The following is a 19,544-nucleotide window of genomic DNA, read 5'->3' on the forward strand; positions in this document are numbered from 1 at the left end:
TCTACCTGACCAACACGGTCGAGGGCCCCACCATCTACGGCTCCCTCGCGGCCCCCGTCGCCGTCCTGCTGTGGATCGGCGTGTCCGCGTTCGCCGTGCTCGTCGGCGCCGCGGTCAACGCCGCCATCGACCGCGTCTGGCCGGCCGCGGCGACGGCCGCGGCCCGCGAGGCCAACGAGCGGCTGCGCCAGGCCCAGGTCGCCGAGTACGTCGCCCGCACCGCCGCCGCGGCCGGTGAGGCCGACCCCGACATGCCCTCCGAGTTCCCCGAACGCTGGTCCCGCTTCCTGCCGCCGGAGGACGTCACGGCCCGGCTGCGCGCGCACGCGAAGACCACCCATCCGACGAGGAACGGGGAGGGACCGCCGGACGAGGAGAAGTGAGGCGCCGGCCCTCCCGGGCCGGTGTCATTCCTTCCAGGTGCCGGCCGCCGCCTCCTCCCGCGCGAAGCCGGCGAAGTCCCGCGGCTCCCGCCCCAGCACCTGCCGCACCCCGTCCTCCGCGTGCGCGTTGCGGCCGTCGAGCAGGGTCTCGAACACCCCGATGAGGAAATCGGCCTCCTCCCGCGGCACCCCGAAGCCGAGCAGCGCCTCGCGGTAGTCGCGCGCCGGCACCGCCCGGTACGTCAGCGGGCGTCCCGCCGCCGCGGCGATCTCCGCGACCGCCTCCCGCCAGGTGAGCGGCCGGGGCCCCGTCACGGTGAGCGTCCGCCCCGCGTACCGCTCCCCGCCCGTCAGCGCGGCCACCACCACGTCCGCGACGTCCCGCACGTCCACGAACGGCTCGCGCACCTCACCGGCCGGGAACACCAGCTCCCCGCGCCGCAGCTCCTCCGCCAGCGGCCCCTCGCTGAAGTTCTGCGCGAACCAGGCGGCCCGTACGACCGTCCAGTCCGCCCCGGACGCCCGCAGCGCCTCCTCGGTGGGCAGCGCCTGGTCCTCGCCCCGCGCGGACAGCAGCACCAGCCGCCGCACACCGAGGGCGAGCGCCTCGCGGGCGAGATCACCGACCGCCTCGGCGGTGCCGGGGGCGCCCACGTCCGAGGGATGGACGAGATACGCCGCGTCGGCACCGCGCAGGGTGTCCGCCCAGGTCGAACGGTCCTCCCAGTCGAACCCGGTGGCCCGCGACGCCGCCCGTACGGTGAGCCCCGCCGCCGCGGCCGCCCGCGCCACCCGGCTCCCGGTACGCCCGGAGGCGCCCGTGACGACCAGGGACGTGTCCTTCGCGTCCTTCATGTCTTCCCCGCCCTTGGCGCTGTCCGTCTCCTGTGTCATGCCGTTCAGTCAACCGCCGTACCCGGCAGGGGAACATCGCCGAACGGCTCATTTCCATAAGCCTGCGTCTACGCTGCTCCCATGGACGCTCTCACCGGCCTGCTGGAGGGTCCCCGCGCACGCGGCGCGTTCATGATCAGGGCGTGTTTCGATCCGCCGTGGGCGATCCGCGTGGAGGACGAGGCCCCGCTGACGGTGATGCTGGTGGTCCGCGGTACGGCGTGGGTCCTGCCGGACCGGGGCGAACGGCTCCGCCTGGGCCCCGGCGACCTCGCCATCGCGCGCGGCCCGGACCCGTACACCTGCGCCGACGCCCCCGGCACGGCACCCCAGGCGCTGATCCTGCCGGGCGGGGAGTGCCACTACCCCGACGGCCGTCCCCTCAACGGTGTCATGGACCTCGGCGTCCGCACCTGGGGCGACCGGCCGGACGGCGGGACGGTGCTGCTGATCGGCACCTACCGGATGCGCGGCGAGATCGGCGGCCGGCTGCTGGACGCCCTGCCGCCGCTGCTCTCCCTCACCGCCGACGTGTGGGACTGCCCGCTCACCCCGCTCCTCGCGGAGGAGGTCGTGCGCGACGCCCCCGGCCAGGAGGTCGTCCTGGACCGGCTGCTCGACCTGCTGGTCATCGCCGCGCTGCGGGCCTGGTTCGCCCGGCCGGAGGCGGAGCCGCCCGCCTGGTACCGGGCCCGGGCGGATCCGGTCGTCGGCCCCGTGCTGCGCCTGCTGCAGGACGACCCCGCGCACCCCTGGACGGTCGCCGCGCTCGCCGCGAAGGCCGGGGTCTCCCGTGCCGCCCTGGCCCGCCGCTTCACGGAACTCGTCGGCGAACCCCCGATGACCCACCTCACCGGCTGGCGCCTCGCCCTCGCCGCGGACCGGCTGCGCGGCACCGACGACACGATCGGCGCCATCGCCCGCCGGGTCGGCTACGGCAGCGCGTTCGCCCTGTCGACGGCCTTCAAGCGGAGGTACGGGGTCAGCCCGCAGGACTGGCGGACGGCGTAGCCTCGGCGACATGTACAGCGAACGGGTGTCGCGGCTGGCGGGCGCGGTCGTGTGGACCAGCACCCCGTCCGGGACCGGGGACGGCCGGGTGCTGCCCGACGGCTGCATGGACCTCCTCTGGCACGAGGGACGCCTGCTGGTCGCCGGGCCCGACACGCGCGCGCACCTCACCGAGGGCCCGCCGAGCACCTGGGCGGGCGTCCGCTTCCGCCCGGGCACGGCCCCCGCCCTGCTCGGCGTTCCCGCGCACGAGCTGCGCGACCGCCGCGTCGACCTGGCCGACCTCTGGCCGGCCGCCGAGGTACGCCGCATGACCGCCCGCGTGAACGCGGCCGGGGACCCGGCGCGCGGCCTGGAGGACCTGGCCCTGCGCCGGGCCGCGGACACCGCCCCGCCCGATCCCGTGCTGGACCGCATCGTGACCGCCCTGGACGCCGGCCGCCCGGTCGCCGCGACCGCCGACGAACTCGGCCTGAGCGCCCGCCAGCTGCACCGCCGCTCCCTGGCCGCGTTCGGCTACGGCCCCAAGACCCTGGCCCGCGTCCTCCGCCTGCGCCGCGCCCTGGCCCTGGCCCGCTCCGGCACCCCCTTCGCGGAGACGGCCGTCCGGACCGGCTACGCGGACCAGGCCCACCTGTCCCGCGAGGTACGGGCCCTGACGGGCCTGCCCCCGCGCGAGCTACTGGCCGCCCGCGGCCAGCGGCGCGAACAGGTCGACCCCGTTTCCGTCCGGGTCGAGGACGACGGCGTACCGCTGGCCCCAGACGGCGTCCCAGGGCTTCAGCTCGCCACGGCAGCCGCTCGCGACCAGTTCCGCGTAGAGCGTGTCCACTTCCGCCGGACCGTCGCACCGTAGTGCCAGCGAGGTCCGCCCCCCGCCGGAGGGCGGCTTCCACTCCGCGTGGAACGACCGGACGACGTCCTCGGTGTCCAGCAGCAGCCGGAGTCCGCCCGGCAGTTCGGCCTCGGCGTGTCCCTGTTCCTCGGCCCCTTCCGGAAAGGCGAACCCGAGGCGGCGGTAGAAGGCGACGGAGGCGGCCATGTCGGAGACGACCAGCCCGACGGCATCGAATCGTGCACTCATGGGACCAGCGTAGGAACGCTCCACCGACCGGTCTTGAAGGAATCGGACAGCCGGGCGGTCACCGCAGGGGCGACCGCCCGGCGTGCAGTTCGGAGCGGACGAGTTCCAGGAGGCGGCCCGTCCAGTTCCGGCCGCGGCCGCCGTTGTCGCCCCAGAACTCCGAGGCGCTGTCGTCGTAGACGAGCGTCGCGTCGTCCGTGGCCAGGAGGGCGCGGGCCAGGTGCGGGTGCTGGGTGAACTTGGCGCGCAGCAGACGGGTCATCACGGCCGTCCGGGCCTGCTCCCAGCCCGCACGCCGTTCGGCGCCGGCGGCCAGGTCGCGGGCCCGGAACGTGCTCTCCGCCCCGGCGACCGCTTCCCGGACGGCGGGGTCGGCGGCGGACAGCGCCCAGTAGGCGTGGGTGACCGTGGGGTAGGCGACGCCGTCGACCTCGATGGACGCCGGGTACTCGTTGCGCAGGGCCTCCGCGCCCGGATCGTCCGACGGCCTGAGCGGGTGGATCTGGTAGAGGTGGACCGCGGGGGCGAAGGCGGTCGCCGGGCCGTCGGCCGGGACGCGGGAGCGCCGTTCGGCCGTCCACTTCGTCCGGTCCTCGAAGTAGGCGAGCGCCCAGTCGTGGTCCTCCTGCGTGATCTCCTCGTCCGGCCGGCGGTGGGCGAACCCGCCGGGTCCGGCCACCAGGACCTGCAGCGGCCAGTCCTTGTGGTCCATGTCGCCCAGCGCGTAGTGGCGTTGTGTCCGGGGGATGGCGAGGTAGGCGTCGCGGGCGGCGGCCCGCTTCTCCTCGGTGCGGTCCGCGAGGAACGCGTCGACGGCGGCCAGGCAGCGGCCCGTCGAGTCCGGGCGTCCGTTGAGCCGGTCGATCGTGTCGCGTATCTCGGCGACCAGCGTTTCGGGGGTGAGCCAGGTGCGCGGCTCGCCGAACTTCCACCCGGCCAGCCCGAAAGCGGACGCCTCCGCGCCCTCGGGGAGTTCGGTCGCGACCTTGCCGCCGCGCACCTTCTCCTCGAACTCCTCCAGGGTGACCAGGCCCCAGCAGTCGATGAGCCCGTCCGCGTAGATGAACAGGTCGGTCAGGTGGTAGCCGCCGTTGCGGATGAAGACGTGTCGCCATGTCCCGGGGACGCGTATGCCGTCCGCCGTGCGGTAGGTGATCCGGTTGCCGGTCATCCGGACATTCTGGAGGAACGTCCCGGCCACGCGGCATCGGGTTTCCGCCCGGTACCGGGCGCCTGTTGCGGGGCTGCCCGCATCCGGTTGGATGGGTGCATGATCCGTGCCGTGCGCGTCCTGCCGCTGCTGCTGCTCGCCCCTCTGCTGCTCACCGGCTGCGGCGAGGAGAACGGGAAGAACGAGAAGAGCGTGGGCAGGGGGGAAGCGGCGGGCACCGGCGCTCCCGCCGCCGAACTCGGTGCGCGGGCCAGGGCGTTGGGCATCGCGCCGGAGCTCGTGTACGTCACCGGGGCGCCCGGGTTCGCGCTCGCCCGGCAGTCCGTCGGGGTGTACGGCGGGGACGGGTTCTCCGCCACGTACGTCTCGCGCCGGGACGGCAGGCAACTGCGGCTGTACGTCGACCGGGGCACGGTGTCCGCCGCCGACTGCGCGGAGCGGCAAACGGCGTGCGAGCGGGACGGCGACGGTGTCCGGTACCTCGGCGGAGGCGGGCGGCACGCGTACGCCGTGGTGAAGAAGGACCACGTCGTACGTCTCGAAGGCGACGCCGGAGTTCCCCGGGACGTGGTGCGGGAGGCGGCACAGGGCGTTCACCGCCCGTCGGGTGAGGAGGCCGCCGAGCTGCTGCCGCCCGCACCCGCCGGTGACGCGGCGCCCACCGGTGACACGGCCCCCACCGCCCCCGTCGAGCGCGGCGACCTGCCGCCGGTCGGTGACGGGGCGCCCGACAACGACGTGGACGCGGGCGGATGAGGCGGCGGGCCGGTCCGGCATAGGCTCGGGCGCATGGCCGCCCCCGCACTCCTCGTGTACACCCGCACCGCCGACTACCGGCACGACTCCATCCCCGCCGGCGTCGCCGCCCTGCGCGCCCTCGGCGACTTCGACGTCGACGCCACCGAGGACCCCGCCGTCCTCGAGGCGCCGCTGGACCGGTACGCCGCCGTCGTCTTCCTCTCCACCAGCGGCGAGGTGCTCACCCCGGCCGGACGGGAGCGGCTCGCCGCGTACGTCGAGGCGGGCGGCGGTTTCGTCGGGGTGCACGCCGCCGCCTGCACGGAGTACGACTGGCCGTACTACGGCGAGCTGCTCGGCGCCCGCTTCGACCGCCACCCGGCCCTCCAGCCGGGACGTGCCGTGGTCGAGGACCGCGACCACCCGGCGACCCGGCACCTGCCGCCCGTGTGGGAGTTCACCGACGAGTGGTACGACTTCCGCACCAACCCGCGTCCCGCCGTGCGGGTCCTCGTCTCCGCCGACGAGTCGTCGTACGACGGCGGTGGCATGGGCGACGACCATCCGCTGGCCTGGTGCCGCGAACAGGGTGCCGGACGCGTCTTCTACACCGCGCTCGGGCACGCCGCCGAGGCCTACGACGACCCCGCCTTCCGCGCCCATCTGCGGGGCGGCATCACCTGGGCCGCCCGGTGATCACTCCTTGCACGAGGAGTAGGTGTCCAGGTCCTGCGGGTCGGGGCGGAAGCGGTTCTCCCAGTCACCGGGATAGGCGGCGACCAGCGCGGGCAGCTGGGCCTTGACGTCGCTGGCCCACTCCTCGGTGAGGTACCTGCGCAGGGCTTCCCGGAGCCTGGCGCAGTCCTCCGGCCGGCCCTCCCGCAGCCCGATGCCGTACCGGTTGATGTTCCCGAACGAGACGTCGCGGACGACCTTGAGGGGCACCTTGCTGCTCTTCTGCTGCTCCACGTATCCGTAGAGCAGCGCCTCGTCGGTGAACACCGCGTCGATGTCGCCCTGTTGGAGCTTGCGCACGCAGGTCGAGTAGTCGGTCTCGGTGTGCGGTGTCGCGCCGCCGGGCAGCTGCGCGAGGGCCGACGTCGAGCCCTCGACGGTGCAGACCACCTTGCCCGCCACGTCCTTCTCGCTCCTGATGCCCCGGTAGTCCTCGCGGACCAGGAAACCCTGCTTGGTGACGAAGTAGGGACCCACGAAGTCGACCAGATCGTCCCGCTTCGGGGTGATGGAGTAGGTGGCGATGACCAGCGCCGACGACTTGCCGACGAGTTCCTGCTCCCGCTCGGCGGACACCACGTCGTGGAACTTCGGTGTGAAGCCGATCTGCTCCCCGAGGTAGGCGGCCAGGTCGACCTCGAAGCCGCGGTCGGTGTGCCCGCTGTGGAGGTTGAAGCCCGGCTGGTCGTTCTTGCCGCCGATGAAGACGGTGCCGGTGAGGGGTTTGTCGTCCGATCCCTCGTCCGTCCACCCGCAGGCCGCGGCGGTGAACGACAGCAGGACGGCCGCCGCGGCCCGCGCGTACCGGTGACCCGAGGGGCGGTGGGCGCGCGGGCTGCGCGGAGCGTGCGTCATGACGGTCACGGGGGTGTCCCTAATCATCCAGTTGCGCCGAGGCGACGGACAGGTTCAGTTCGCAGCCCTGCTCCGCGTGGAGCAGGACGGACAGCTTGATGTCGGTCATCCCCCGCCCCAGGGCGAAGGTGAACTCCGTGCCGGCGGTCCCGGTCTGCACCTGGCTCTTCCCGGCGCCCGCCTTGTAGGTCACGGTCAATTCGCTGCCGGGTACGCACACCGGAGCGGCAGGGTCGTGCGGGGCCACGTCGAAGACGATGCCGAGCTGCGGCTTCGGCGTGTCGGTGCGCACGGCGGCGACGACGGTGTCGCCGTCCACCAGGGGAGGGGACGCGTCGAGTTCGACGCTGTGGGTCACGTCCACGGGACGGCTGTCCAGGAACGCCCACGTGCCCCAGGCCGGCAGCCCCACGGACAGGACGGCCAGCGGAATCACCACGAGGACGAACGGCGGCCACAGCGGCGGCGCCCCGTCCGCGTCCCGGCGCCCGATGAGCGGCAGCATGGCGGCGCCGAAGGCCAGCAGGGCCCCGGCCGTCACACCGACCACCGTGGGCTCTCCGCCGAGCGCCAGCCAGATGGCACCCGCCCCGAGGACGGTCACGAGATCGGCCAGGAGCAGCAGCACGAGCACCCGGGTGTCCGTGAGGGCGGCGCGAACCCGCTCGGCCGCACGTCTGAGCCGACCGGGAGGCTGCGGATCGGTGTCGGCCGAGTCGTCCACACGCGTCGACGCCCCCCGTGTGGCGTTGGTCACGTCGTCGGTCACGTGGGAAGGATAGGGGTGCGCGGAGTGGCACTACAGGATTTTTTTGAACATTCGGTCGAGGGTGCAGTGAAACAGGCCATATCCGCGCTCCGGTGTGCTAGAGGGGGGGCGGTCGTGGCGTGGCGAAGGGCGGGTGGGCACATGACGGCAGGCCGGGGGAATCCCGTGGTCGGAACGCCGTACGGGGCCGTGCGCGGCCGGTGGGAGCAGGGTGTCGCCGTGTTCCGGGGCATCCCCTACGCGGCGTCGCCGTTCGGGCCCCGCCGGTTCCGGCCGCCCGTTCCGCCGCAGCCGTGGGACGGCGTGCGCGACGCCGGTGCCTTCGGGCCGACGGCCCCGAAGCCGCCGTACTCCGAGGCCTTCGCGCCGTACCTGTCCGACCCGGTGGTGCCCGGCGACGACTGCCTCAACCTGAACGTGTGGACGCCCGACCCCGCCCCCGGCACCCGCCTGCCGGTGTTCGTCTGGCTGCACGGCGGCGCCCTGACCAGGGGATCGTCCTCGCTCCCCGTGTACGACGGGCGGACCTTCGCCCGCGACGGCGTGGTGTTCGTGTCGGTCAACTACCGGCTGGGCGTCGAAGGCTACGGCCTGTTCCCGGACGCCCCCGCCAACCCCGGTCTGCGCGACCAGCTCGCCGCCCTGCGCTGGGTCCACGAGTCGATCACGGCCTTCGGCGGCGACCCCGGCCGCGTCACCCTGGGCGGCCAGTCCGCCGGGGCCGTCAGCACCGGAGCGCTCGTCGCCGCCCCGCAGGCCCGAGGACTGGTCCGGCGGGCCGTCCTGCAGAGCGGGCCGCCCGAGACGACCGGCCGGGACAAGGTACGGCGGATGGTCCGCCGCATGGCGAACCGGCTGAAGGTCCCGGCCACCGCCGAGGCCTTCGCCGCCGTCGACCGCGCGCGGCTGCTCCGCGTCCAGGCCGACGTGGGCCGGCTCGGCAGCCCGGTGCTCGGCGGCCCCGCCTTCGGCATCGTCGTCGACGGCGACCTCGTCCCGCGCGACCCCCTGGAGGCGCTGACGGACGGCGCGGCCCCCGGTGTCGAGCTCCTGACCGGCTGGACCCGCGACGAGTACCGGCTCTGGCTGGTCCCGGGCGGCCTGCTGGACCGCATCGACCGGCTCGGCGCGGTCGCCCTCGCCGGTGCGATGGCCCGCTGCCGCTGCGGCGGCGAGGTCCCGCGCGGCTACCGCGCCCTGCACCCGGACGCCGGTACCGCCGAGATCGTCGGGCAGATGGTCACCGACCACCTGCTGCGGATCCCGCTGCACCGCCTCGCCGACGGCCGCACGGAGCCGTCGTACGTCTACGAGTTCGCCTGGCCCTCCCACCGGCCCCGCATGGGGGCCTGCCACGCCCTGGAGCTGGGGTTCGTGTTCGACAGCGGGGACGAGCCCGACGCCCGCAAACTCGCCGGTGAGGGGGCCCCGCAGGAGCTGGCCGACGCCATGCACGGAGCGTGGGTGCGGTTCGTCTCCGACGGTTCGCCGGGGTGGGAGCGGTGGGACGCGGGGCATCCCGTGCGGATCTTCGGCGAGGGCGGGCCACGCATCGCCCACGGCCCGCGGGACCGCGAACTCGCCCTGTGGGCCACGGCCGGCACCCCCGCCGAGGAGCCCGCGGCCGCTCCTGCGCCCACGTCCCCGGAACTCCGGCCGGTGATCCGCCGGCTGCGCCGCAGCGGCGCGCTCCGGAGGAACTGAGTCCGGCGCGCCCTGCGCGTAGGACGGCAACGGGGGCGGGTCCGTTTCCGGTCGGGGGCGGAGGGGCGGGTGCTTCCGTGCGCGGGTGCGCGTCCCGGGGCGGTTCCCTACGATGCGGACATGCCGGACATGACACTGGCGTCCCGGCGGCTCGGGAGCGGGCCGCCCCTGGTGGTCGTCCTCCAACTGGACCGAGACGGCTGGATGCCCGTCCTGGAGCGTCTCGCCCACGAGCGCGAGGTGGTGGCCGTCGACCTCCCCGGCTTCGGCGACAGTCCGCCGCTCCCGGACGGGACCACGCCCACCGTCGAGGCGCTGGCCGCCGCCGTCGCCGAGTGGCTCCCCGGCGCCGGCCTCACCCGCCCACCCGTCGCGGGGAACTCCCTCGGCGCGGCCGTCGCGCTGGAACTCGCCCGCAGCGGCGCGGCCGGAAGCGCCGTCGCGCTGTCCCCCGTCGGCCTGTGGACCCGCCCCGAGGCCGCCTACGCCCTCGGGTCACTCCGCGTCGCCCACGCGATGGCACGGGCGTGCGCCGAACGCCCCGGCCGGATCGCCGACCACTCGATCGGCCGCACCCTGGCCTTCTGGCAGCTCACCGCCCGGCCGTGGCGGATGCCGGCGGCGGCCGCCGCCGGTGCGCTGCGCAACCTGGCCCGCTCACCCGGCTTCGAGCCGACGCGGCGTGCGGCGGGCGCCTACCGACTGCGGGCCTTCACCCCCGAGGTGCCGGTCCCGGTCACCGTCGCCTGGGGCACGCGGGACCTGATGACCCCGCCCCACCAGGCGCTCAGGGCGGCACGACTGCTGCCGGGCGCCCGGCACGTCGCGCTGAGGGGCTGCGGGCATTCACCGATGTCCGACGACCCCGAGCAGGTCACCCGCGCGGTGCTCGACGCCACCGGAGGATGAGCGAGACGCCTCTTCGGCCGGTCCTTTCCGGGGACCGCGACCGCCGGTCCCGGCGGGGCCGGAAACGGGAAGCGAAGGTTGCGTGGCAGGGCGCCACACGGAGACGGCGGGCGCACGGCCTGGCAGCAGGCGTCCGGGCATCGGCGACTGGCATCGCCCGGCTCGGACTCGGAGGAGACCGTGGCGTTCCGGGGCCGGGGGCGGCGCAGCGGCCGTACCGGAGGCGGATCCCGGCGGGCCCGGGAAAGCGGGCGCGGGCTGCTGCTGGTCGCCGGGCCGGCGGACGCGTGGGGAGCGGGGGAGCGGGGAGGATCGTGTGGTGCGCGTCCGCTATGCCGCCCGCACCGCTCCCGCGATCGCCGAGATCGTCTCCGGCCCCACCCGGCAGCACCCGCCGATCAGCCGTGCCCCGGACTCCCGCCACCCCGTGACCCGCCCGGCGGAGAAGGTCGGCCGGCCCGTCCACGCGCGCGCCTCCGCGTCCCAGGTCTCACCGCTGTTGGGGTAGACCACGACCGGTTTGCCGGTGACGCGGGCGGCGAGGGCCACGGCGTGGTCGGCGTCCTCGGGGGTGCAGCAGTTCACGCCGATCGCGATCACCTCGTCCGCGTCGGCGGCGAGCGCGAAGGCGTCCTGGAGCGGCTGCCCGGCCCGGGTGCGGTCGCCGGCCGCCGAGTACGACAGCCAGGCCGGGACGCCGAGCCCGCGCACCGCGCGCAGCAGGGCCTCGGCCTCGTCGGTGTCGGGGACCGTCTCCAGGGCGAGGACGTCGGGTCCGGCGGCGGCCAGGACCTCCGCCCGGGGGCGGTGGAAGCGCTCCAGCTCGGACACGGTCAGCCCGTAGCGGCCCCGGTACTCGGAGCCGTCGGCGAGCATCGCGCCGTACGGGCCGACGGAGGCCGCCACCCACAGCGGGCGGGGCGTCCGCGCCCGCCGGGCCGCCTCGCGGGCGGCCCCGACGCTCAGGGCGAGCAGCTCGGCGGCCCGCTCCCGGCCGATCCCGCGCCGCGCGAAGCCCTCGAACGTGGCCTGGTAACTGGCGGTGATCGCCACGTCCGCGCCCGCCTCGAAGTAGGCGAGGTGCGCCTCGGTCACCGCCTCGGGGGCCTCGGCGAGCAGCCGCGCCGACCACAGGTCGTCGCCCAGGTCGTGCCCGCCCGCCGCGAGCTGGTTGGACATGCCGCCGTCGAGGACGACCGTGCCGCTCGCCAGGGCGTCGGTGAGGGCGGGGGTGGTGCTCATGCCCTCCGACGGTAGCCGACGCCGGGCAGCGGCCCCCGGTCCGCCCCGCCGTACTCCCGCAGCGCGCCCGCGCGGGAGGGCTGGGATCCTGGGGGGAGACGATCCGCGGTCGGGAAGGCGGTGGACGATGTGCCGCTGGCTCGCCTACTCGGGCACCCCCATCCTGCTCGACAGCATCCTCTACAGACCGGTCCACTCGCTGATCGACCAGAGCCTGCACGCCAGGATGGGCGTCGAGACCACCAACGGCGACGGGTTCGGCGTCGGCTGGTACGTGCCGGACAAGGACAGCCCCGCGGTGATCCGGGACATCGGCCCGGCGTGGAGCGACCGCAATCTGCGGGAGATCGCCGGCCACGTCGTCTCGCCGCTCTTCTTCGGCCACATCCGGGCCTCGACCGGCACGGCGGTGCAGCAGACGAACTGCCACCCGTTCCGCCACGGCCGCTGGATGTGGATGCACAACGGCGCGATCGCCGAGTTCCACCTCCTCCGGCGTGACCTCGCGCTGGCCGTCGCCCCGGACCTCTTCTCCGACATCGAGGGGTCCACGGACTCGGAGATGATGTTCTACCTGTCGCTCACCTTCGGCCTGGCGGAGGACCCCCCGGGCGCGGTCGCCCGGATGGCCGGCCTGGTGGAACGCGTCGGCCACGAGCACGGCGTGGAGTTCCCGCTGCAGATGACGGTCGCGGTGACCGACGGCGTACGCCTGTGGGCGTTCCGCTACTCGAGCCAGCAGGAGTCCCGCTCCCTCTTCTACAGCACCCGCGTGGAGACCCTGCGCTCCCTCCACCCGGACGTGGCCTTCCTGCGCGAGATCTCCGGTGACGCCCGTCTCATCGTCTCCGAACCCCTGGGAGACCTGCCCGGAGCCTGGAACGCGGTCCCCGAGAACACCTACGGCGTCGTCCAGCCCGAGGGGGACGTGATGCACTCGTTCGCGCCCGTGTAGAGACACCGTGCAGGGACGCGTGGAAAGCGCTGTCCGCTCGTCCCGTCGGAGCCGTTGACCTGTCCTCGGCGCACCTTTACCTTTTCGTTGTTCGTCATTTCAGATGATGTTCGCGATATCGAACATTCGGGGTGCAGTCACCTCCCCGAGACAACGAGAACACGAGAGGCAGACCGCATGAGCCGCGCCGCCGACGACCTGCCCCGCCCGGCCGAACCCCCCGCCCGCAGACTCCTGCTGAAGGGTGCCCTCGCCGCGGGCGCCCTGACCGCCGCCGCGCCCGCGGCGGCCCACGCCGCCGCCCCCGCCGCACGCCCGAAGGCCGCCCCCTACGTGAACCCGCTCGTCCGCAACCGCGCCGACCCGCACATCACCCGCCACACCGACGGCTTCTACTACTTCACCGCCACCGCCCCCGAGTACGACCGGATCGTCCTGCGCCGCTCCCGCACGCTGAACGGCCTGGGCAGTGCCGCGGAGTCGGTCATCTGGCGGGCCCACCCCACCGGTGACATGGGCGCCCACATCTGGGCGCCGGAGATGCACCGCATCGGCGGCAAGTGGTACATCTACTTCGCGGCCGCCCCCGCCGAGGACGTGTGGGCGATCCGCATGTGGGTGCTGGAGAACGCCCACCCCAACCCCTTCAAGGGCACCTGGGTGGAGAAGGGGCGGATCAGGACCGCGTGGGAGACCTTCTCCCTGGACGCCACCACCTTCACCCACCGCGGCACCCGCTACCTCGCCTGGGCCCAGCACGAGCCCGGCATGGACAACAACACCGCCGTCTGGCTCTCCGAGATGGCCAACCCCTGGACCCTGACCGGCCCCCAAGTGCGGCTGACGACACCGGAGTACGACTGGGAGTGCGTCGGCTTCAAGGTCAACGAGGGGCCGTACGTGCTGAAGCGCAACGGCCGGCTGTTCATGACGTACTCGGCCAGCGCCACCGACGCCAACTACTGCATGGGCCTGCTCACCGCCGCCGACGACAGCGACCTCATGGACCCCGCGAGCTGGACCAAGTCGCCCGTCCCCGTCTTCACCAGCAACGACACCACCCGGCAGTACGGACCCGGCCACAACTGCTTCACCGTCGCCGAGGACGGCCGTACCGACGTCCTCGTCTACCACGCCCGCCAGTACGAGGAGATCGACGGCGACCCGCTGAACGATCCCAACCGCCACACCCGCGTCCAGAAGCTCGGCTGGAAGCCGGACGGCACCCCGGACTTCGGCGTCCCCGTGGCCGACACGGCCACGGGGACGTGACGGGCCGGTCGCCGCGGCGGGGCGCCCGGACCGAACAGGACGACCGCGCCGGCGGTGGCCACCGGAAGTTCCGGTTCGCCTCCGTCGGCGACGGCCGCCGCCGACTCGGCGGCGATCACCACGTACACCTGCGACGGAGGGACCGACCAGCAGTGGACACGCGGGACACGAGACCGGACCGGACCGGCTCGGCGGGCCGGCCGCTCAACCGTGCCGTCGTCACGGCGGCCGTGGCGCTGGGCGTCATCCTGCCGGCCGCGCCGGCCCAGGCGCAGGAACGGCAGCAGGGGCCGGGGCACCGTCCGCCCCACGGCATCGAGAACTGCACCGCCGCCGCCTGTCATTTCGACCTGCCACCCGGCACCTACGACGTGAAGGTCGCCCTCGGCGGCGACCACGCGTCCAGCACCGCCCTGAGCGGTGAGACCGGACGCGCACTCCTCCCGGAAACGGCCGCACCGGCCGGGGAGCGGATCGTGCGGACCCTCACCGTGAACGTCCGCACCCCCGAGGGCGAGCCCACCGGACCCGAGGGCACACCCGGGCTCGACCTCGTCATCGGCGGAGCCGCGCCCGCCCTCGCCGACATCCGGGTCACCCCGGCCCGGCACGCCCGGCAGATCTTCCTCATCGGCGACTCGACGGTCTGCGACCAGCCCGGAGCCCCGTACTCCGGCTGGGGCCAGCAACTGCCCCGGTACCTGCGCAAGGGCCTGTCCGTGGCCAACTACGCGGACTCCGGGGAGAGCACGGTCAGCTATCTCGGGAACCCGCTCCTGTGGGACACCGTCAGACCGCTGATCCGGCGCGGTGATCTCGCCCTCGTCCAGCTCGCCCACAACGACAAGACCACCGACGCGGCGACCTACCGGGCCAACCTCGAGTCCCTGGTGGCGGGCGTGCGGGCCAGGGGCGGCGAGCCGGTCCTCGTCACCCCGATCGTGCGACGCTGGTTCAACGCCGACGGCACCCTGAACAATCCCACCGCCCTGCTGGTCAACGGACTCGGCGTCGACCACCCGGCCGTCATCCGCTCCGTCGCGGCCGACGCCGACGTGCCGCTGATCGACCTCACGGCGAGGACGAAGGTGCTGGTGGAGTCCCTCGGCGTGGAGGGCTCCAAGGCGCTCTACCTCTACCACGAGAAACGGGACAACACGCACACCTCCGTGCACGGTGCCACCGTGTACGCGGGCCTGGTCCGCGACGAACTCGTCGGCCTGGGCCTGGTGCCGGAGGGCAGGGTCAGGACGGGATGAACCCCCGGGGCGCTCCGGCCGGAACCGGGGCGCCCCGGTTCCTTCGGATCACCGGGACGCGCACGCTTCGGCCGGGGCCGAAGCGTTCCGCCCCTAGCGTTCGTCCCATGACCTCCTTCGCCGAACTGCACCACGCCGACGAGCCCCTGCTCCTGCCCAACGCCTGGGACCACGCCTCCGCGCTCGCCCTGGCCGACCGGGGCTTCGGGGCCGTCGGCACCACGAGCCTCGGCGTCGCGGCGGCGGCCGGGCTGCCCGACGGGGCGGCGGCGACCCGGGAACAGACGCTGCTGCTCGCGCGCACCCTCGGCGCCGGGCCGTTCCTGCTGTCCGTGGACGCGGAGGACGGTTTCAGCGACGACCCGGACGAGGTCGCCGAGTCGGCCCGGGAGCTGTTCGCCCTGGGAGCCGTCGGCATCAACCTGGAGGACGGGCTCGGGCCCGCCGACCGGCACGCGGCGAAGATCGCCGCGGTCCGGGCGGCGGTCCCCGGCCTCTTCGTGAACGCCCGCACCGACACCTACTGGCTCGGTGACGGCGAGGGCACCGCGGCCCGCGCCGAGGCCTACCGGGACGCGGGCGCGCACGGCGTCTTCGTCCCCGGGCTCACCGACCGCCGCGAGATCGCCGCCCTGGTGCGCCGTCTGGGCGACACCCCCCTCAACATCCTCTACTCGCCCACCGGGCCCTCCGTCCCCCGTCTCGCCGAGCTCGGCGTCCGCCGCATCAGCCTCGGCTCGCTGCTGTACCGGCGGGCGCTGGGCGCGGCGGTGGAGGCGGCGGCCGAGATCCGGGCGGGGCGGGCGCCGGGGGGTACGGCGCCCTCGTACGAGGAGGTGCAGGCGCTCGGCCGACGGGCCCGTGGGTGAGAGCGACGGCACGGCTCCCCCGGAACGACCCTGGTACGGTCGACGCTTTCGCGGGTATCAGACCCTGTGGACTCATCTCCGGCGAGAGACCGAGGAACCATGGACACGGACATCCCCGGCGACAAGCGGCTGGCGGCAGCGGTCGTGAGGGACGGCGAGGGGCGGGTGCTCCTGGTGCGCCGCAGCGAGACGGAGACCTTCCTGCCCCGGGTGTGGGGCGTCCCCTGCGGCAAGCTCGATCCCGGCGAGAGCGCTCCGGACGGGGCCCTGCGCGAGCTGAAGGAGGAGACCGGCCTGCTCGGCGAGATCGTGCGCAAGGTCGGCGAGTCGTCCTTCGTCAGCGAGTACCGGGGGCACGAGGTCAAGAACTGGCAGGAGAACTTCCTCGTCCGCCCGCTGACCCGGCAGATCACCCTCCCCAGGCCCGATCAGGCCTACGCGTGGCTGCGCCCGTCCGAGCTGACCGGCGTCGACATCGACGCCTACAACCTGGACGTCGTGCGGCAGGCCCTCACGGACTCCTGAGCAGCTCGGCCAGGTCGTTCAGCGCGGACAGATAGCCCGGCACGTCCAGCGGCTGCTTCGGCACCGCGCCCGCGTGCGGGCCCGCCGCCGTGAACACGTCGGTGTGCCGCCGCCGTTCGGCCCCCGTCTCCAGGAACAGCGTCACCGTCGGCGCGTCGGTGTCGCACCAGGCGCGGTGCAGGGTGTGCGCGGGCAGGGCGTAGGTGCTGCCCGCCGCGTAGCGGCCGGTGTGGGAGAGCCGCAGCCGCGCCGGGCCCGCCGGTGCCAGCAGCCAGTCGGCCGATCCGTCCGCCAGGGACTCCTCGTACCGGGTCACCTCGATGCCGCCGTCGCCGCGCGCCTCGTACACCTCCATGCACAGCCGCCCCCGCACGATGTGCGAGGCCAGCGCCGAGCGGTGGTTGTGGATGTCCTCCCTGCCGGTGCCGCCCGCGCCCGCGTGCCACAGATGGGCGCGCAGCATGTGCCGGGAGCCGGCGCCGATCAGCAGCAGCTTGTCGAAGCCGAGCACGTCCCGGTACGACAGCCGGGCGCAGCCCTCCGGATCGCCCTCGCCGCAGGCCAGTTCGGCGACCAGCTCCACCAGGCGCTCCGGGGTGCCGAGTTCGGCGACCACCGCGCCGGCCGCCGCCACCTCGTCCCGCTCGCCCGGTTCACCGCCCAGTGCGCTCTCCAGCAACCGCCGTGCCGCCAGGACCTGCCGACCGCCCATGCAGCCCATCCCTCCGCCTTCCCGCTCGTCACGCCGTCCTCGCGCTGTCTCGCGCCGCCGTCACTCCGCCGTCGTGCCGTCCGGGTGGTACGTCCACACGGCGTACGTCCGCAGCGCCGACAGCCCCTGGTACGTCATCCACATCGGGCGCCGCAGCTCGGTGCTGTCACCGCGCCCCCAGCACCAGATGCCGTCCTGCTGTCCCGCCCACACCGCGGCGACCGCGCCGTCCACCAGTTCCCGCCACGTGTCCTCCAGGCCGTCCTGCCGGGCGACCTCCAGCGCGCCCCGGGACAGCAGGGCCCGCACGATCCAGGACGCGGTGAAGTGCCGTACGTTCAGCACCTCGTGGCGCGCGGGATCGTCCGGGCGCGGCCGGCGCACCTCCTCGCGCAGGTTCTCCAGGTCCAGGCAGGCGTGGTGGGGCGCGTCGGGGCAGGACAGCAGCCAGCGCACACCGTCCTCCCGGGCGGCACGCACGGCGGCGCTCTCGCCCAGGACGCGTCCGGCCCGTTCGAGGGCGACCACCGCCTGCGCGGTGTGCAGCGGGGACGGCGGCCCGTACGGCGGGTCGAGCCGGTAGCCCCAGCAGCGCAGACGGTCGCGGCCCGGATCGCTGAGCGCCCCGTCGACGAGGGCCTCGCGCAGCGCCGGCAGGGCGTCGCTGCGGGGGGCGGCGCGCAGCAGCCCGCGCAGCACCGTCGTCAGCACGTGCGTCGACTCCCGCCCCGGGCGGTCCAGTTCGCGGGTGAACGCGGCCGTGCAGCGGTCCGCCTCCGGAGCCAGACGCTCGGGGGACACGCCCGCCCGGGCCAGCGCGCCCAGCACCAGGGCGGTCACCTCGGGCCGGGCCAGCGCCCCCTGCGACCGTGCCGACCAGCCGCCGCCCGGCAGGCGCAGCCGCCACAGCGTGTCGACCAGCTCGCCCGGTCCCAGCCGCCCGTCGGTCATGCCCAGATCGAGCATGGCCTGCAGCCCGTACGCCGTGCCGACGGAGGTGGGGCGGGAGGGGATGCTCTCCCCCAGGGAGTGCGACCAGCCGGTGAGCCGTCCGCGGTCCGGGTCGTCGACCACGGACACCTGGTCGACCAGGGTGTCGCAGGCGGACGCGAAGACCCGCGGGAGCGGGCCGGGGAGGGGGTGCGCCACGGGCGCCGGTGCCGCGGCGGGGCGAGCGGGTCCGGCGGTACGCGCCCTCACCAGTGCCGCCGCCAGCCATGCCGCGAGCGCCGTGGCGAGTCCGCTCACCGAGGAGATCAGGTACTTCGCCGCCTCCCCGTCGAGGGAGTCGGGCAACACCTGGAACAGGAACTGGAACACGCCGTACCCGGCGGCCGCGCACCCGAGCCCGCCGAGCCAGCCCACGAACCGGACGGGCCGGGAGGCGTCGTCGTCCGGTGAAGCGGGTTCCGGGCCCGGGCCGGTGGGTCTCAAGGGCCCGCGACCGAGCTGCTGTGGGGACAAGGCGCGCTCCCTCCCCCTGGACGGCGACACACGGTTCCCGACCTCCGCGAAGCCTCCGTCCCGGGAAACGGCTCCGACTCAACGTCCGTACCGCTGTTTTCGCCCTCTCACACCCGGCACGGCGCCGGGCGGTCGACGCCCCGTTCCCGGGGCAGGTTCTCCGGGGCGATGTGCAGGGCTTCGACCGCCTTGTCCCCGGACGCCCGGACACCGCGCGGGGCAGGCGGGCATCCGGACGGGTCCCGGGCCCAGGGGCCCGGGGAGCAGCCGGCCCACCCGGCCGGTGCGGATGAGCCGTCGTGCACGGGGCACGCGCCGCTCACCTCCAAGCCGTTCAACGTTCATGCACTTGCTTGATCCTCCACACGCGGCGTGGTCGCGCCGCGGAAGGCAGCCGCACCGAACCGGCGGCATCCAGGAGGCACTTCACATGGGTCACGGGCACGCACACGGGCCGCACCACCACCATCACCACCACGGACACGACCACCAGCACGAGACGACGGCGCCCCTGCCCGCCGCCTTCGACACCTCCGTGCCCGACGAGGCGCTGAGCCCCGAACAGAAGTCCCGCCGTACCCTGCTGCGCCGCGCCGGCCTGCTCGGCGCGGGACTCGCGGCCGGCAGCGTGCTGTCCGCCGGTGCCGGCACGCCCGCGTACGCCGCTCCCGCGCAGGCCGCGGGCAACGGCCGCCGCGGCAAGGGCTTCCTGTGGCTCGCCGGTGACCACCACATCCACACCCAGTACAGCAGCGACGGCAAGTACCGCGTCGTCGACCAGGTCCGCCAGGGCGCCAAGCACGGCATGGACTGGCTGGTCATCACCGACCACGGCAGCGCCACCCACGCGAGGATCGGCGTGGAGAAGGTCAACCCGGACATCAGGGAGGCCCGCGCCGCCCACGAGGACACCCTCGTCTTCCAGGGCCTGGAGTGGAACATCCCGGCCGCCGAGCACGGCACCGTCTTCGTCCACCCCGGCCGCAACGAGGT

Annotated in this window: 19 protein-coding genes and 2 pseudogenes; 13 read left to right on the forward strand and 8 right to left on the reverse strand. The window is 74.4% G+C overall.

Features of this window, described 5'->3' with window-relative positions; all coding sequences use genetic code 11:
• Positions 1-383: pseudogene (locus RIM90_RS22215) on the forward strand (YihY/virulence factor BrkB family protein); the annotation flags it as partial.
• Positions 384-407: 24 nt separating this feature from the next.
• On the opposite strand, the gene RIM90_RS22220 reads toward RIM90_RS22215, so the two are convergent.
• Positions 408-1,238 (reverse strand): NAD(P)H-binding protein, encoded by an 831-nt coding sequence (locus RIM90_RS22220; protein ID WP_375165518.1) that lies wholly within the window; start codon positions 1,236-1,238, stop codon positions 408-410.
• Between the two features lie 120 nt (positions 1,239-1,358).
• On the opposite strand from RIM90_RS22220, the gene RIM90_RS22225 reads away from it, so the two are divergent.
• Both RIM90_RS22225 and RIM90_RS22230 read left to right on the forward strand, forming a co-directional pair.
• Entirely contained in the window at positions 1,359-2,288 is a 930-nt protein-coding gene (locus tag RIM90_RS22225; RefSeq protein ID WP_309062507.1) for an AraC family transcriptional regulator, read from the forward strand.
• Between the two features lie 10 nt (positions 2,289-2,298).
• Positions 2,299-2,982: pseudogene (locus tag RIM90_RS22230) on the forward strand (helix-turn-helix domain-containing protein); the annotation flags it as partial.
• On the opposite strand, the gene RIM90_RS22235 reads toward RIM90_RS22230, so the two are convergent.
• Entirely contained in the window at positions 2,968-3,372 is a 405-nt protein-coding gene (locus tag RIM90_RS22235) for a VOC family protein (RefSeq protein ID WP_309062508.1), read from the reverse strand. The pseudogene RIM90_RS22230 and the gene RIM90_RS22235 sit on opposite strands and share 15 nt — an antisense overlap.
• 58 nt (positions 3,373-3,430) lie before the next feature.
• The gene (locus RIM90_RS22240) at positions 3,431-4,543 is read right to left on the reverse strand and encodes an NADAR family protein (protein ID WP_309062509.1); all 1,113 of its coding nucleotides are present in this window, start codon (positions 4,541-4,543) and stop codon (positions 3,431-3,433) included.
• Positions 4,544-4,642: 99 nt separating this feature from the next.
• On the opposite strand from RIM90_RS22240, the gene RIM90_RS22245 reads away from it, so the two are divergent.
• Together RIM90_RS22245 and RIM90_RS22250 are read left to right on the forward strand one after the other, a co-directional pair.
• Positions 4,643-5,299 (forward strand): hypothetical protein, encoded by a 657-nt coding sequence (locus tag RIM90_RS22245; RefSeq protein ID WP_309062510.1) that lies wholly within the window; start codon positions 4,643-4,645, stop codon positions 5,297-5,299.
• A gap of 33 nt (positions 5,300-5,332) precedes the next feature.
• Positions 5,333-5,977, forward strand: a complete 645-nt coding sequence (locus RIM90_RS22250) for a ThuA domain-containing protein (RefSeq protein ID WP_309062511.1) — start codon at positions 5,333-5,335, stop codon at positions 5,975-5,977.
• Here RIM90_RS22250 and RIM90_RS22255 read toward each other — a convergent pair whose 3' ends face one another.
• The gene (locus tag RIM90_RS22255) at positions 5,978-6,871 is read right to left on the reverse strand and encodes a transporter substrate-binding domain-containing protein (protein ID WP_309062523.1); all 894 of its coding nucleotides are present in this window, start codon (positions 6,869-6,871) and stop codon (positions 5,978-5,980) included.
• Between the two features lie 19 nt (positions 6,872-6,890).
• A complete protein-coding gene (locus RIM90_RS22260; RefSeq protein WP_309062512.1) occupies positions 6,891-7,640 on the reverse strand; it encodes a hypothetical protein in 750 nt (249 codons plus the stop codon).
• Positions 7,641-7,781: 141 nt separating this feature from the next.
• Between RIM90_RS22260 and RIM90_RS22265 the strand changes: the two genes are divergently transcribed.
• Complete coding sequence (locus tag RIM90_RS22265) at positions 7,782-9,344, forward strand: carboxylesterase family protein (RefSeq protein WP_309062513.1); 1,563 nt, start codon at positions 7,782-7,784, stop codon at positions 9,342-9,344.
• Positions 9,345-9,464: 120 nt separating this feature from the next.
• Entirely contained in the window at positions 9,465-10,253 is a 789-nt protein-coding gene (locus RIM90_RS22270) for an alpha/beta hydrolase (RefSeq protein WP_309062514.1), read from the forward strand.
• A gap of 330 nt (positions 10,254-10,583) precedes the next feature.
• Here the strand turns inward: RIM90_RS22270 and mmuM are convergent, their stop codons facing one another.
• Positions 10,584-11,495, reverse strand: coding sequence for a homocysteine S-methyltransferase (gene mmuM / locus RIM90_RS22275; RefSeq protein ID WP_309062515.1), 912 nt, complete (start codon positions 11,493-11,495; stop codon positions 10,584-10,586).
• Positions 11,496-11,622: 127 nt separating this feature from the next.
• Between mmuM and RIM90_RS22280 the strand changes: the two genes are divergently transcribed.
• The 5 genes from RIM90_RS22280 to RIM90_RS22300 all read left to right on the forward strand — a co-directional run bounded on the left by RIM90_RS22280 (position 11,623) and on the right by RIM90_RS22300 (position 16,375).
• Positions 11,623-12,450: a class II glutamine amidotransferase gene (locus RIM90_RS22280; protein WP_309062516.1), complete on the forward strand. Its 828-nt coding sequence runs from the start codon at positions 11,623-11,625 to the stop codon at positions 12,448-12,450.
• Between the two features lie 177 nt (positions 12,451-12,627).
• A complete protein-coding gene (locus tag RIM90_RS22285) occupies positions 12,628-13,722 on the forward strand; it encodes a glycoside hydrolase family 43 protein (protein WP_309062517.1) in 1,095 nt (364 codons plus the stop codon).
• A gap of 230 nt (positions 13,723-13,952) precedes the next feature.
• The gene (locus RIM90_RS22290; protein ID WP_375165519.1) at positions 13,953-14,981 is read left to right on the forward strand and encodes a rhamnogalacturonan acetylesterase; all 1,029 of its coding nucleotides are present in this window, start codon (positions 13,953-13,955) and stop codon (positions 14,979-14,981) included.
• 107 nt (positions 14,982-15,088) lie between these two features.
• On the forward strand, positions 15,089-15,850 hold the full coding sequence (locus tag RIM90_RS22295; RefSeq protein ID WP_309062518.1) for an isocitrate lyase/phosphoenolpyruvate mutase family protein: 762 nt from the start codon (positions 15,089-15,091) through the stop codon (positions 15,848-15,850).
• Positions 15,851-15,949: 99 nt separating this feature from the next.
• On the forward strand, positions 15,950-16,375 hold the full coding sequence (locus RIM90_RS22300) for an NUDIX hydrolase (protein ID WP_309062519.1): 426 nt from the start codon (positions 15,950-15,952) through the stop codon (positions 16,373-16,375).
• Here RIM90_RS22300 and RIM90_RS22305 read toward each other — a convergent pair.
• The gene (locus RIM90_RS22305; RefSeq protein WP_309062520.1) at positions 16,362-17,087 is read right to left on the reverse strand and encodes a hypothetical protein; all 726 of its coding nucleotides are present in this window, start codon (positions 17,085-17,087) and stop codon (positions 16,362-16,364) included. The two genes, RIM90_RS22300 and RIM90_RS22305, sit on opposite strands and share 14 nt — an antisense overlap.
• A gap of 60 nt (positions 17,088-17,147) precedes the next feature.
• A complete protein-coding gene (locus RIM90_RS22310) occupies positions 17,148-18,551 on the reverse strand; it encodes a hypothetical protein (RefSeq protein ID WP_309062521.1) in 1,404 nt (467 codons plus the stop codon).
• 430 nt (positions 18,552-18,981) lie between these two features.
• Here RIM90_RS22310 and RIM90_RS22315 point away from each other — a divergent pair.
• The coding region (locus RIM90_RS22315) for a PHP domain-containing protein (RefSeq protein WP_309062522.1) at positions 18,982-19,544 on the forward strand (563 nt) is incomplete at its 3' end.

The organism is Streptomyces sp. (genome assembly GCF_031181555.1).
GTDB classification, from domain to species: Bacteria; Actinomycetota; Actinomycetes; order Streptomycetales; family Streptomycetaceae; genus Streptomyces; species Streptomyces fimbriatus.